This window comes from Brevibacillus sp. NPDC003359, assembly GCF_042878995.1.
In the GTDB taxonomy this organism is placed as follows: domain Bacteria; phylum Bacillota; class Bacilli; order Brevibacillales; family Brevibacillaceae; genus Brevibacillus.
Genome location: NZ_JBIAOR010000012.1, coordinates 1 through 13,546, shown reverse-complemented (window position 1 = coordinate 13,546; position 13,546 = coordinate 1). Strand labels below are relative to the sequence as shown.

Here is a 13,546-nt window from a genome sequence, read left to right as displayed (position 1 = left end):
CATAGACACATCGCCTTTTTTTGATCTTGCCTCCCGCGAAACTGCTTGTCCCACCCTGCTTGCACTAGAGTGAAAAAATCAGTTTCCGCCCGTCTTTTTCTACTTTTACTTGGGGTAAATACTTTAATGACTTCTGTACACCAATGTAGGGACTCGCAAACTCTACCTGATGTCGTACTTTCAACACGGAACAAAGATCAGCCAATGACATCGGAGACATCGCTTCCTGTAACAGGTTTTCGATGTGCTTCGCAACTTCCAAATAATCATGACGAATGTGCGCCTTTCTCACCTTCATCCGCCTCATCAGATCATCGGAAAATTCCTCAGTTGACATAGCTTCATCCTCTGGGCTTTCATCGTCTCCGATCCCGGCTTCGTTATCCAACTCGCGAATACGGCTCAAAAGCTGCTTGATGTCAGCTCCCAACTGCTTGTCCTGATCGACATACTGTCGACGCAGTGCCATACGCTGCTCTAGCATGGCCTGCAATGTCATTTGTAACGCTTTCCGTTCGTTAAACATTGCGTTATGTATTCCCCTTTTCGCAAAAAGTAGAATGATGGAATTATATCCAATGATAATATAATTCTCACTAGTTGAAAACGGGGGAATTTGGACAACCTCACCCCTATCTATTCAGCTGCAACAGAATTTGTAGATCCATGATTTTCATATCTTCAGCCATCAAGACGACCTTTAAACAAAAAAACCCATCCAAAATTGGACAGGTTCCTTCTATTACATAGACAATCCTTGATTACAGATTTTCAGCGGACACAGTATAGGAAGGGGAACCAATTATCCCCAATACTTGTACATAGTATTTCTTACCGGCAACTACATTGATCTCCATAGGGGTACTGTAGTCAGATGTTCCAATCTTTGTTCGGTCAGATTCAAATACTTGGAATGCTGGCGACCCTTTGTCATTCGTATGTGTAAGTGTAACGCGAACTTTCCCAGTCTTGTTTGCTTGAAAAACAAAATAATCACGGTCATCGAAATCAGTGGTTCCTGAAATGCTTGAGTTTATTGTAAAGGAATCGGCCGTATCAAAAGTATTGTTAGGCTCTGATTCAGAACTTGCAGCAAATGCAGAGGAAGATACAGCGAATACTAGAGTCAATGCTAGCAGGACTTTTTTCATGAAAATCACCTCCTAAATTTTGGGTCAAGAAAAATATACCATCTATTTTATTAATTGTCAAAATATAATATTTTTTGAAATAGATTGTCGCTTTTGGTAAAAATTTGTTTTTTTATGACTACAAAATTTTTATTCCACAAAAAATAGACCTATCCACAATTGGACAGGTCCTTGTTCCCAATAACAGCATGTTTAAGCTGCCTTCTCTTCACTCAATCGATCCGTAATCACTGCAATCGCACCATCACCCGTTACGTTACAAGCAGTACCGAAGCTATCCTGCGCGATATACAGAGCAATCATCAACGAAGTCAACGTGGTGTCAAACCTGAGCATGGACTCCATCAATCCGAGTGCCGCCATGACTGCTCCGCCCGGTACACCTGGTGCGGCGATCATCGTTACACCAAGCATCAAAATGAATGGAAACATCACGTCAAATGATGTCGTCATGCCATTGAGCATCATGACTGCCATGGAACAGCTGACAAGTGTAATCGTACTCCCGGATAGATGGATCGTCGCACAGAGTGGAACAACGAAATCCGCGATTTTTTCGCTCACACCGTTTTTCTTGGTCTGGTTCAGTGTCACAGGAATGGCGGCCGCAGATGATTGTGTTCCAATCGCTGTGAAATAAGCGGGAAGCATGTTTTTCATCAACGTGAATGGGTTTTTGCGTCCCATCTGGCCTGCTACCAAGTACTGCACGAACAGATAGAATAGATGCAAGGCAATAATCATGACGAAAACTTTAACGAATACGGACAAAATCATGGTGACTTGTCCGCCGTATGTCAGGTTGGAAAATACAGACAGGATATGTAATGGAAGCAACGGGATAATGACGGAAGCGATCAGCTTCTCTACGATATCTCTCAAGTCTACCATCACATTTTGCAGCGCGTTTCCTTTGATGACAGTCGCTCCAAGACCAAGGGTGAAGGCGAGCAATAATGCTGTCATCACACCTACAATCGGCGGCATGTCCACGGTGAAGAACGGCTTCACCAGTGCTTCCTCCGGGTTGGCATACTGATTCACCAGTCCACCTACCTCAAGAATGTGTGGAAAAATACTCGTACTGACCAAATAAGCAAGCGCTCCAGCAATGATCGTAGACAAGTAAGCAACCCCTGTGGTTACCCCAAGCAAACGCCCTGCCCCTTTGCCCAGCTCACCGATGCCTGGCGCGATAAATCCAATAATAATCAACGGAATCGCAAATCCGAGAAAATTTCCAAACAGGCCACTAAAAGTAGCCAATCCCTTCACAACCCAAATCGGCGAAATGGAGCCGATCCCGATCCCAAGGACAATGGCGATCAGAATTTTAGGTAGTAAACCTAGCTGTTTCATGACTTGAACCCCCGTTACGTGTTGGTAAACAATGTCCACACGGAATGGACTATGTCTCTTTTGCGTGGACTAATGAATAACAAGGTAACACATTCGGGATGAAGTTGTCATGGATCGTAAAAAAGTAATAATATTTCAAATTTTAAAAAAATCCCCCAATGAGCGTTACTTACTCACTTGGGGGAATGTTATTATTTGGCGCAAAGCACCTGGCGAAACTCTTCTTCGATGTCTGCCAACACGCGCATGGCTTTCGCAAGCTCTTGCTCATTCTTTTCCACGATCAGTGTGTGACAACGCCCGAATTGCTTCGCCTGCTTCTCTTTGATCGCTGCCAGCTCTGGCGCATACTTCGAGAAAAACACAGCGAAATCCATGGCTCTCCTCGCCCCTAACTGAAAAGCAAAATAGGAGAAATGACCAATTTCAGCTGGGGAGAGTCCACCTTCCTCTTCTATCCGTTTCACTACCCGCAAAATCGCTTCCTTTCCGTATAGGACCGAAGCGTTTTGTTTAGCTGATGCACTTTCCTGATAAATCTCCTGGAATAAACGAAGCGCATTTGCTGCCAACTCCGCTTCAGACGGACTGCCAACACGCTTTGGTGCTGTCCAATAGTGGTAGGAAAAGAGGCGATCGAAGATTTTTTCGGCTTTCCACGCCAAAACAAACTGGGACAACGGCAAGCTCACAAAAGGGAATCCTGCGGGATCATGCAGATAAATCGCTTGCTCATCCATCTCGTACGCGAGAACAAAATGGTCAGCGCCACCCAAGTAAGCAGCATTTGGATTATACGTCAAATAGCCCATATCAAGCGGTCCTAGCAAAACGGGGCCATGTTGCAAATCACGCCGTAATTCCTCCAAAGGTGGCTCGCCCTCGGCATCTCCTGATCTTTCCGTCCAACGATAGCCAAGCAGTTCCAGCGCATGACTCACACCACGATCAGGAATCACTTGTCCGAAATAAATGACTTTCTGCTCTTCATGCCACATCGCTCCGATGCCTACACCAGAGAGTACTTCAAGTACAGCTGGCGATACTTTCTCCCCAATCGTCTCCAAAAGCATAGCTGAAGAATTTGCGTAGCAATACGCTCCATTTCCGATGTACGGTAACATGCGTTTCTCCCTCTTTCTCGTCAATGTATAGCTTACCTATCCTTGACTTCGGATCGCATGTTTTTCTGACAACGCTTTAAAAAACGCTTTCTGTTCGATGTCTGCCATGAGCGACACCGCAGCCCGATCGTTTTCAGACAAGGGACGAACCTCGGTATATCCTTTTAGGAAAGCATTCCATAGCGATTCGACCAGTTCGTCATCTTCCTCGATCAATATTTGGCTCAGCTTGAAAGCAGCCAAATCATACGCTCGCCAGCCATAACCGCACAGGTCGAAATCAAAGTGGGTATAAGTGTTGTCCTCGCAAAAATTCGTATTAAAATTCCCTTGAAGGTCTCCGTGGCATGACGTGCCTCGATGATGGCTAACGGGCGATGAATCAGCGTCTTGACGTCCCATACCTCACGAGCTTGTTGTGTGGAAAAGCCTTCCCCTTTGACATGCAGCTCGGCAACAGCTCGGCCAAATCGTACACTCAGTTCCTCGTTATCGATCTCTTGCTCCTTGCCCTCGGCATAAGTGAACAGCGCACCAAAGCGATTGCCCTCTGCTGCTTGCAGTTTCAAGACGTGTTTTCCTCTGCAATCCACAATTGGCACAGAAACAGATACTCCTTATCTGTCCAAATGTAGCAACAGCTCCATCTCGAACGTGACTGCTGCCTCCTCCGTTCGCCAATCGCTGCGATACAGCCTGAATATTCGTTTTTGATCGATCGTCTCCACGAGGTACGTATCGTTCATGCCTCGAAGCATGTAGTGAACCGAATGTATTTGTTCGGTTGGGTATGCTTCCTGAAAGAAGTAAAAAAGGACCTTGAAGGGCTAAAGGCCGATCAAGGTCTGGTACAGACTGAAACGATTTGTTCCCTTTGCTGTATAAGCTCTTCAAGTAATCGGGCAACATAAGTATTGTATTCGTATTCGTCACGCTCATCAGAAGGTTTTATGTCGAGAAAGGTCTCTGGAGTATCAGCAGCCGTCATCGTTATTTCTTCACTTTTCCTTTGATCTCGCGCAATTCATCGAGGATCAGATCGTATTTGTCGCTGTATTTGTCCAGCAAGTCTTGTAAACGCCCCTCGCGTTCGCGATTTGCTTTCATGATATAAAACAACAACCAGACAAACAAAGCAGCAAATGGCCCTTGCTGAAGTAATACGGTTGTTACTTGATCTTCCATGTTGATCTCCCCTTTTCTCAATGTACAGAACGAGCGTTCCCGATTCGTTCTTATCCGTATTTTGTACAAAGTGCTTGTACATAATTCATTGAAAGCAAAAATAAAATCCATACTTTTCTTTTCTCCTCCCATTTAGTACAATAAGTTTGTACATCCTCACAGGAAGGACTGGCACGCTCATGCTATCTCAGCGCTTACGCACAGCTCGTAAGACAAAAGGTCTGACCCAGGAAGAGTTGGCAGAGCATGTCTGCACGACCAAGGGGACGATCAGTAACTACGAGAACAACCACAGCACACCACCGAACGACATGCTGCGGCAATTGGCTGATGTGCTGGACGTCACGACCGATTGGTTGTTGGGCCGCACAGATGAAGTCACGGCCTATATTCTCTCAGAAACAGGAGAGACTAATCAACGTTCGCTGGACGAGCTCTTGCAGGAAAAGATCGATGACCCGGACGACTACTATTTCCTGGACGGGTATCTGGATGCTACAGAAGAGGAGAAAAAAGAAATTCGCCGCTACTGGTACGACTTGAAGAAGCAGTGGAAAGTCCGTAAAGTACGCGAAGAAAGACCTCCGTCTTTGTTTGACATCACGGAAGACATCAAAAAAAAATAACCCCAGTGCGGGGTTTTCTTTTCAACGAAAATTAGAACATACGTTCCTCACCATTCTTTTAGGAGGTCCTTGATGCTTCACTCCATTTTTCAAGAAATCTGCGAACCGCAAACATGGCTCGAGAGTCGCGTGTACTTGTTACTCCAGCATCACGGCATCGACCGGCCCGAACAAATCGATCTGCATCTGCTCTGTGAGACGTACGGCATCGAGATCCATCGTATTTGCGGCCGGAGTCGTGCACACGCGCATCCCTTTTTGCCGGGACGTTATATCATTGCTGTGGACGAGCGACTCGATCCGGCTGCGCAGCGTGTTAAAATCGCACATGAACTCGGACATTTGCTTCTCCATGAAGGCATTCAGCCCCAGAGCAGCGAATGGATGATTGACTGGCAAGAATCGCAGGCGAATCATTTTGCCGAGCATTTGTTGCTTCCCATTTACATGATGAGCACCCTGCTTGCCGATTGTTCTCGATACAACGCCCCGGCTATGTTGGCTCAGCGCTTTCAGGTGCCGATGCCGCTTGCTCGTGCCCGTTTTGAGCGCATACTAAGCCGTCTGTATGCCAAAGGCTTTCCCGTCTATGGGTAAATTACGACTCTATTATGTAGGAGGCGATACCGAATGAAACGAGTCTTTATTGCCGGAGATGCATACACGACTCATTTTTTTGATCTCGCCTTGGACCAAGACGAGGAGCTGTCGCTGTTACCCTCCTTGCAGGTAGCCAACTATCATGTGGCCCGCTTTGCTCTTATTATGCGAGATGACGGCCTTAGTGGTCTCGGTATTTTTCCTGGAGACGCCGTCTTGATCTCAGACTTTTCAATGGAGCCTGTAAAAGACAGACCTGTATTGATCCGGCAGGAGGGGCAGTTCCTTTTGCGTATCGCAGCAGACGTCAATCCATTGGAGAGTCTGTTTACAACCACACGCGAACAAGACTCTCCCATGCTGCTCCCCTCGGAAAACATTCGCATTACAGGTGTTGTATCCGGTATTATTCCACGTTCATCATCGTAACCTCATGAAGAAGCCAATCCTTGATCGCTGCCACCGTTTGCTGCCACTGCTCCTGCGGGGTAATGGCAGCGGGCTGGTCGCCCTCCTGCGATCCATAGCTTCCGAACTGGGAGTGGTTCCCCCCTTCTATGGACATGTACACGGTACGCTCCGGCAAATATTGCTTGCTATCCATAAACTTTTCCATATTGATCACTCCATCGCGAGAACCGAGCAAAGACAGCACAGGCAAATTCACCTTCTTCAAGTTCCCCTGACTGTTCGGATACGCTCCCAGTAAAAATACACCACTGATTCGGTCCGAGTGGTTCGCTGCGAATTGAGCTGCCATAGTACCACCGAGCGAATGTCCTCCGATGACAAACGTTTTATTCGGGTATGCCTTTAATACTTGTGTGGCTCGCGTCATATCACTTACAGCCAAATTCAGCGGCATTCGTGCGAGAAAAACATGGTAGCCGGAGCCGGCAAGGGCACGGGCAATCGGTGCATAGCTCTCCGGTTTGACCAGTGCTCCCGGATACAAGATGAGTCCCGGTTCGCGTGACTCCCCGCCTTGGAAAATAATCCAGTCATTCGTATCCATGACCGTAATCCCTTCACCACCTTGCATGGCCGTTAACGCTGCCTGATCAGGCTGATATGGCTGCAAATACCATATAGCCAGACAAATCGCTCCAAGTACCACCAATACGAGTGCCTGAAACCACTTTTTGCGTGCTTGACTCATCCTACCCACCTCGTTTCCGTTCCCATGTATATGCTACTTATTATGTCTCAAACATAAAAAAAACCGTCAGAGACAAATTCCCGACGGTCGTTGGTAATGGCTCCATTAGCCTTTTTCCTTCTGCCGCTCGCGAAAACGACGCACCTTCATCAGGTTGCCGCACATTTTGTCATCACACCAGCGACGCACCCGGTTACGGCTTTCATCATAAAACACCCAGCGGCAATCCTCGTTGTCACATATTTTGATTCGCTCCAGATGCTGCGGGGCAAGCAACTCCGCGAAAGAAGCCGCAATTTGTGCCATGACGAGGGACCAGCCCTCTGTTGAGCTGGATTGCTTTTGCCTGTAGCCGCCCTCCTCATCTACATACAACACCTGCATATGAAAAGGGACCATAGCCAAAACTTTGTTCAATTCCGCAAGGTCCTCCTCTTGGAATCGGTCTCCACGGACAACGTCTTCCAACATACGTCTCAAACGTTCGCGCAGCTGCAAAAGAGACGCGGCACACTCCTCATCCATCGGCAGCGGAGCGGTTAAATTGTATGTCTGCAAAAAGGATGACAGCCATTCTTGGTTCTCCAGGCGATTTTCCCCACGACCAGAACCACGCCAATCCCGCCAATCACTATTTAAAAAATCGATACAAAGCCAGTCCATGTCATCATCTCTCCTGATTAATCCTTCATTTTTCTCTCTTGTAAGACCATACAGAATATGGTAATCTATATCCGTAACTATCGTTATTAATTTAACTGGTTACAAACTCATTTCTTACTGCTATTATAGCGTTTCGGCAATCTGTTTCACAGACGAGGAGGAAGCCTATGAATCGGAAGGATTTGCTTTTGCACGGATGGGAATGTACGTATGACAAGGAAGACTGGTATCCACCCTTAAAAGAAGCACTATCCGGAGTATCAGCAGCCGAGGCTAGCTGGTGCCCTGTGGGAGAAGCAGCCAACACGATCTGGGAAAACGTCAGCCATCTGCTTTATTACAAAGAACGCCTGTTGCATCGTCTATTGGGCACGGAATTTCCTGGCTCCGCTGAGACGAACGATGATACCTTCACCCCGTCCGGTGGTCCAGATGACGAAAACGCTTGGCAAGCTACCCTTTTACGGATGGAAAGCGTCCATCGCCACATTCATGAAAAGCTTTCCTTACTGACAGATGAGGAGTTGAACCAGACGGCTACCTATACGCCCATTTACCAAACCGTGATGAGTCTCGTTCTGCACGATGCGTTTCACACGGGGCAAATTGTCCAAATTCGCAAGCTCCAAGGCTCCTGGCCTGCCAGACGATCATATGAATAACAAAAATTCACATTGATTAATCATAAACAATCCTTTATAGTTGATGAATCACAAAATTTCATACATGTTATCCTCATCTTTCACGGTGAGGATAGAGGTCGCGGCTTTTATATCATCCTGTACGAGATTCAGAGAAAATCAATGACTCCAGGTAAAGGAAAATCCGCCGAAGCTCATATCGCGTCTCTGTGCGATTGGGTTGGGGCTGTACTCGAAAGGGACAGAACTGTCACGTTTGCATGCCAAGCAAGCGTGGTGAGCTATCTTCAGTGAAGGCTTGGTGGGGATTGGATGATACCGCCCTATGCCATTTTTTGGCTATGGCGGTTTTTTCGTTTCCGACCTTCCTTCTCAAAAATCAAGAAAGGTCGTGCAAGTAGCTTATGTCACAAAATCAATTGCAACGTGGTTTAAAAGCCCGACACCTGACGATGATCGCCATCGGCGGCTCGATTGGGACGGGATTATTTCTCGCAAGCGGAGGCTCGATCCATTCCGCCGGACCTGGTGGAGCATTAGCCGCATATGTCGCCATTAGTATCATGGTTTACTTTTTAATGACGAGCTTGGGGGAAATGGCGGCCTTCATGCCTGTGTCCGGTTCGTTTTCGACGTATGCCACACGGTTCGTCGATCCATCTCTCGGCTTTGCTCTCGGCTGGAACTACTGGTACAACTGGGCCATTACCATTGCTGTCGAGCTGTCAGCTTCCGCACTCATTATGAAATATTGGTTCCCGGATACCCCAGCGATAGTGTGGAGCGCTTTGTTCCTCGGATTGCTGTTTGCCTTGAATCTCCTGTCTGTGAAAGCCTATGGAGAATCTGAATATTGGTTTGCTTTGATCAAAGTCATAACCGTTATCGTCTTTATTATTGTTGGTGTGATGATGATTTTTGGCATTATGGGCGGCCAAGCAGTTGGCTTCCAAAACTTCACCAAAGGCGACGCACCATTCAATGGCGGCTTCATGGCCCTGCTCGGTGTGTTCATGATTGCCGGATTCTCTTTCCAAGGGACAGAGCTGGTCGGTGTCGCGGCTGGTGAGAGCGAAGACCCTGCCCGCAACATTCCAAAGGCCATCCGTCAAATTTTTTGGCGTATCCTGCTCTTCTACATCCTTGCTATTTTGATCATCGGGTTATTGGTTCCATACGATAATCCAAATCTGATCGGTGGCGACATTACGGATATTGCGATCAGTCCGTTTACGATTGTATTTGAAAATGCCGGATTTGCTTTTGCAGCATCCGTGATGAATGCGGTGATTCTCACGTCTGTGTTGTCTGCTGGTAACTCTGGAATGTACGCCTCTACACGCATGCTGTGGAACTTGGCGAAAGAAGGAAAAGCACCAAAATGGTTCGCAAAAGTAACAGGTAACGGCGTACCGATCAATGCCTTGATCTTGACTGCGCTTATCGGTGCCCTTGCGTTTCTGTCCTCTCTGTTTGGGGAAGGCGAAGTGTACGTATGGCTTTTGAATGCGTCCGGTATGTCAGGCTTCATCGCTTGGCTGGGAATTGCCATCAGTCACTACCGTTTCCGCAAAGCGTTTATCGCTCAGGGCCGTGATTTAAACGAATTGCCTTATCGGGCAAAGTGGTTCCCGTTTGGCCCGATTTTTGCCTTCATCCTTTGCTGTATCGTTATTTTGGGGCAAAACTACTCCTCATTCATGGGTGGAACGATCGACTGGTATGGCGCCCTGGTCTCTTACATTGGCCTGCCACTCTTCTTAATCATTTGGCTCGCTTATAAAGTCACCCAAAAGACCAAGCTCGTCCCTCTAGAACAAGTAGACTTCAGCATGGATGAACACACGAAATAATCGAAGAAACAAATTACGGACTTCCGTTATCTAAACGGGAGTCCTTTTTATGTTTAAAAACTCCGTTTCCTTCCGTTCTCACAACTCATACCAGTCATCTGATAAAAGGTAACCATGATCTCCTGCCTTCACACCATTGCTTCAAACGAATCTTGCCTCTTTTATGAAGATCCTGAGATAACTGCAAAAAGATGATGATCACAGCCTCTGCCCGAACTCCCCTCGGACTGGGGCTGTTTTTTCTGGTGTAGTACCAGTCACTTTCCTTTTCCATTTAAGGAAATTTACAGGCAGACGGTGGACATACTAACCGGTAAAGGAGGGGACGAACATGTATGATAATCGTGAAAACGACCTGCCTGATTTTAAACAACTGGATGACAGACTGATCGCTCAACCTCCAACTAGCCCAATACTCGCAATCCGTACCAATCTGGACAAGGAACCAAATGACGTCGACAATCCGTATGTGCAGCAAGAGCCTAAACCTACTGGACAAAATAAGGGGGAAGCAAATGACTGATCGCAGATCAAAGGAAAAACCGGACATGGGTTATAACGGAAGCAATATGCATGGTTATTCTATTACAGAAAAGGAAGGGACATTGGACCAAACTGTCAAGGCAGCTGCGGAAAACCAAAAAAACAGGGACAAAGAATAGTTCTTTTCCCATTACAACTATAAAATCCCCTTTAGGGAAACAGGCAGATGCTCATTTTGCTTTTTCCTGAAGGGGATTCTTTTTGGATTTCTGACCAAGAACATGGTGAAAAAACATTTTTTTATTGACGAAATACTGTTGGAAATATATACTTTTCATGGATTTGATAATGAGAATCGTTATCAAATTCTTGTATATACGATCAGGAGGTTTCCCCATGAAATCCAGGCTCTTCAAACACATTTACAGCACAACATTAGTCACTTCTCTACTCACAGGTGGCGCCCATTTGGCTCTGGCCGCTCCACTCGTGGCCACTGCTGAACAGACGGATGTTTCCCCTTTGTCGCTAGATTTCGCAGTTGAACAGGCACTAAAGAACAGCGTTGATCTGGAGCTGCTTCGACTTGAATTAGATATTACCAAGTACGAAACATCCAGCACACTGAGAGAAAAAGCAGAAATCAAAAAAGCCGACATCATGACGCTAGCTGACGCAAAAAAGAAATTCGAAGACTCAGCTAAAGCGATCAAAGAAGTGGTCGTCGATGAAGTCGCCCTGAATACGCAAAAAAACACCCTTCAACTGCAAGTGCAAAAAGCTTTCTTCGAAGTCCAATCATTAGAAAACAAAATCAAAGCGCAAAAGAAAAGCTTGCAAAGACAGTACTGGTTGGACTCGCAAGAAACAGAAGCTCATAAAAATCTTGCTGCCCTTGAAGCCAGCTACAAACAAGCATTGGCCAAGCTCAACGATTTATTGAATGAAAAAGCAGACAGACAATGGAAAGTGATCACCACTGATCTGACCCAGCACGAGCTGCTTTCCCTGGAGCAATTGCAGGCAAAAGCTTATGAAAAACGTCCCGAGATGATCAAAGCACAAGCAGAAATAGATTTTGCCCAAGTAAGAATTGACTACACGGCAGAGTATTCCGCACTCAGCACACTTAAAGGCACGGTCGCCAAAAATGAGCACAAAAAAGCGGGGCTGCAAAAACAAAAAACACAAAAGAAAATCGGACAAGAAGTAAGTGACAACTATGCGAAGGTGCTGGCAGCGAAAAAGGCATTAGAGGAAAGTACAACAAAGAAAGAAACCGCATTGGAGCGCTATCAGGCAACCATCGACCAATATAGATTAGGAAAAGCATCGATGAAAGAACTGATGGAAGACGAAGCAAACCTGTTTGACTCCGAAACAAAAGCAATCGAGTCCGTTTATCAATACAATCTCACTGCTACCACATTGAATCAGTCGACTGGCTATTAATATTTCGTGCAACGAAGGATCTCATTTATTCATTTAAAATAAAGAAGGCTTCATCCCTAAGGATGAAGCCTTTTACTCATTTATTAGCCTCTCAAAAACTTTCGGCATCATCAGACGGCCACCGTCTACACCAAAATCCTCTATAAACCACCAAGCCGATAGTACACTATGGCAATATGCCCACGCCAACACTCTCTCTTTTTGCAAAGACAGCGCCTTCGTCAGTCCATCGACCCGTTGCTTCATTACTTCTTCTACCCCATCCTCTGGCAAATGGTTCAGCAAAAACGGAATCACCTCATATTCCGTCTCTCCGATCAGCCCCTTTGGATCAATTGCCAACCACGGCTCTCTTTCTGCGCGCAAGATATTTTCATGATGAAGATCACCATGCAGCAGGCACTGTTCTTTTTGTGTGGAGAGAAGCTTTTTGTACCATTGCAGGGCCCGCTCCACCATTTGCTCGGGAATTGGTCCTGTCCCTCCTTGGAAATGAGGGCGAATCTTTTCCAGTCCCACAGCCCAGTCGGCTATCGTCGGAAACGTAGACGCAAGCTTATCAGCGTTCGGCAGGGGTGTATGCATCCTTTTGATTACGTCCGCCAAGCATTGAATCCGTTCATCTTCGCTGCTCAGCGTGTCCAGTGTCTCCCCTGGCATGATGCGCTCCAAAAGCATGATCCCTTTTTTCTCGTCAGCATCGAGTAGCTGCACCATTCCCCGCCCCGCAAAAGCCCGAATCGCCGTCAGCTCTCTCTGCCAATCCAGTCCAGGCACGCCCAGCTTCAGCACTGCGTTTCTCCCATCCTGCAACACAGCAGGTGCGACAAAGTTATAGGAGAGTGGAAACGGCTCAAGCACTTTTAAAAACCAGCGTGCTTCGCAATCGGCAATCAGCTCATGAAAGGAATCCAGCCAGAGACGACCTGCTTCTTTATGTACGCCCACAACGGTTTGGGTAAAATGCGTTGGCAGTGAAATCATTAAGAATCTCCTCCTAAAAAGCTTGTGGAATGAAAACTTCTCGAACTACCTTCAAAGCATTCTTTTACACCAGCTTTCAAGCTGTTCCCTTACCACAGCCGCGTAAGAAGAAGCGCATTTCCAGTCAAGCGCCTCTGGAGCCCATCCTAGCTCAGGAAAAAATGGCGGGGTTTTCAGCTTCACTGATATGAACGAGGACTGTCAATAGCATGACGGCCCCGTTTTTTCTTTTGCTTTTTTCTTGTTGCTTTATATGGAGAGGCGGG

General features: G+C 46.6%; 18 protein-coding genes and 1 riboswitch. Of the genes, 8 read left to right on the top strand and 10 right to left on the bottom strand.

All coding sequences use genetic code 11. The features are described 5' to 3' along the window. Positions 1 to 64: 64 nt before the first annotated feature. The 7 genes from ACFYU8_RS23070 to ACFYU8_RS23040 form a co-directional block, all read right to left on the bottom strand. Positions 65 to 526, bottom strand: coding sequence for a hypothetical protein (locus ACFYU8_RS23070; RefSeq protein ID WP_390304192.1), 462 nt, complete (start codon positions 524 to 526; stop codon positions 65 to 67). Positions 527 to 761: 235 nt separating this feature from the next. Then, a complete protein-coding gene (locus ACFYU8_RS23065; protein ID WP_390304190.1) occupies positions 762 to 1,151 on the bottom strand; it encodes a hypothetical protein in 390 nt (129 codons plus the stop codon). Between the two features lie 192 nt (positions 1,152 to 1,343). Continuing rightward, the gene (locus tag ACFYU8_RS23060; RefSeq protein WP_390304188.1) at positions 1,344 to 2,510 is read right to left on the bottom strand and encodes a dicarboxylate/amino acid:cation symporter; all 1,167 of its coding nucleotides are present in this window, start codon (positions 2,508 to 2,510) and stop codon (positions 1,344 to 1,346) included. A gap of 191 nt (positions 2,511 to 2,701) precedes the next feature. Then, entirely contained in the window at positions 2,702 to 3,634 is a 933-nt protein-coding gene (locus ACFYU8_RS23055; protein WP_390304186.1) for a hypothetical protein, read from the bottom strand. Positions 3,635 to 3,670: 36 nt separating this feature from the next. Continuing rightward, positions 3,671 to 4,036, bottom strand: coding sequence for a phosphotransferase (locus ACFYU8_RS23050; RefSeq protein ID WP_390304184.1), 366 nt, complete (start codon positions 4,034 to 4,036; stop codon positions 3,671 to 3,673). Between the two features lie 215 nt (positions 4,037 to 4,251). Beyond that, entirely contained in the window at positions 4,252 to 4,380 is a 129-nt protein-coding gene (locus ACFYU8_RS23045) for a hypothetical protein (RefSeq protein WP_390304182.1), read from the bottom strand. Between the two features lie 244 nt (positions 4,381 to 4,624). Then, a complete protein-coding gene (locus tag ACFYU8_RS23040) occupies positions 4,625 to 4,819 on the bottom strand; it encodes a BhlA/UviB family holin-like peptide (RefSeq protein ID WP_390304180.1) in 195 nt (64 codons plus the stop codon). A gap of 179 nt (positions 4,820 to 4,998) precedes the next feature. Here ACFYU8_RS23040 and ACFYU8_RS23035 point away from each other — a divergent pair, with 179 nt between their 5' ends. The 3 genes from ACFYU8_RS23035 to ACFYU8_RS23025 all read left to right on the top strand — a co-directional run bounded on the left by ACFYU8_RS23035 (position 4,999) and on the right by ACFYU8_RS23025 (position 6,474). Next, positions 4,999 to 5,445: a helix-turn-helix domain-containing protein gene (locus ACFYU8_RS23035; protein ID WP_390304178.1), complete on the top strand. Its 447-nt coding sequence runs from the start codon at positions 4,999 to 5,001 to the stop codon at positions 5,443 to 5,445. Between the two features lie 72 nt (positions 5,446 to 5,517). Next, entirely contained in the window at positions 5,518 to 6,042 is a 525-nt protein-coding gene (locus ACFYU8_RS23030; protein ID WP_390304176.1) for an ImmA/IrrE family metallo-endopeptidase, read from the top strand. A gap of 33 nt (positions 6,043 to 6,075) precedes the next feature. After that, positions 6,076 to 6,474 (top strand): hypothetical protein, encoded by a 399-nt coding sequence (locus ACFYU8_RS23025; protein WP_390304174.1) that lies wholly within the window; start codon positions 6,076 to 6,078, stop codon positions 6,472 to 6,474. Here ACFYU8_RS23025 and ACFYU8_RS23020 read toward each other — a convergent pair. After that, positions 6,452 to 7,204: an alpha/beta fold hydrolase gene (locus tag ACFYU8_RS23020; RefSeq protein ID WP_390304172.1), complete on the bottom strand. Its 753-nt coding sequence runs from the start codon at positions 7,202 to 7,204 to the stop codon at positions 6,452 to 6,454. The two genes, ACFYU8_RS23025 and ACFYU8_RS23020, sit on opposite strands and share 23 nt — an antisense overlap. A gap of 105 nt (positions 7,205 to 7,309) precedes the next feature. Then, positions 7,310 to 7,867 carry a CGNR zinc finger domain-containing protein gene (locus tag ACFYU8_RS23015; RefSeq protein ID WP_390304170.1) on the bottom strand — a complete coding sequence of 186 codons (558 nt, stop codon included), beginning with the start codon at positions 7,865 to 7,867 and terminating at the stop codon, positions 7,310 to 7,312. Positions 7,868 to 8,034: 167 nt separating this feature from the next. Between ACFYU8_RS23015 and ACFYU8_RS23010 the strand changes: the two genes are divergently transcribed. The 5 genes from ACFYU8_RS23010 to ACFYU8_RS22990 all read left to right on the top strand — a co-directional run bounded on the left by ACFYU8_RS23010 (position 8,035) and on the right by ACFYU8_RS22990 (position 12,296). After that, the gene (locus ACFYU8_RS23010) at positions 8,035 to 8,529 is read left to right on the top strand and encodes a DinB family protein (RefSeq protein ID WP_390304168.1); all 495 of its coding nucleotides are present in this window, start codon (positions 8,035 to 8,037) and stop codon (positions 8,527 to 8,529) included. An 84-nt stretch (positions 8,530 to 8,613) separates the two neighbouring features. After that, a riboswitch (Lysine riboswitch) is annotated at positions 8,614 to 8,800 on the top strand. 112 nt (positions 8,801 to 8,912) lie between these two features. Continuing rightward, complete coding sequence (locus ACFYU8_RS23005; RefSeq protein WP_390304166.1) at positions 8,913 to 10,361, top strand: amino acid permease; 1,449 nt, start codon at positions 8,913 to 8,915, stop codon at positions 10,359 to 10,361. Positions 10,362 to 10,692: 331 nt separating this feature from the next. Continuing rightward, entirely contained in the window at positions 10,693 to 10,884 is a 192-nt protein-coding gene (locus ACFYU8_RS23000) for a hypothetical protein (protein ID WP_390304164.1), read from the top strand. Continuing rightward, positions 10,877 to 11,023, top strand: coding sequence for a hypothetical protein (locus ACFYU8_RS22995; protein ID WP_390304162.1), 147 nt, complete (start codon positions 10,877 to 10,879; stop codon positions 11,021 to 11,023). Before ACFYU8_RS23000 ends, ACFYU8_RS22995 begins: the two co-directional genes overlap by 8 nt. A 217-nt stretch (positions 11,024 to 11,240) precedes the next feature. After that, entirely contained in the window at positions 11,241 to 12,296 is a 1,056-nt protein-coding gene (locus tag ACFYU8_RS22990) for a TolC family protein (RefSeq protein WP_390304160.1), read from the top strand. 72 nt (positions 12,297 to 12,368) lie between these two features. Here the strand turns inward: ACFYU8_RS22990 and ACFYU8_RS22985 are convergent, their stop codons facing one another. Further along, positions 12,369 to 13,280 carry an aminoglycoside phosphotransferase family protein gene (locus ACFYU8_RS22985; protein ID WP_390304158.1) on the bottom strand — a complete coding sequence of 304 codons (912 nt, stop codon included), beginning with the start codon at positions 13,278 to 13,280 and terminating at the stop codon, positions 12,369 to 12,371. Between the last annotated feature and the right edge of the window lie 266 nt (positions 13,281 to 13,546).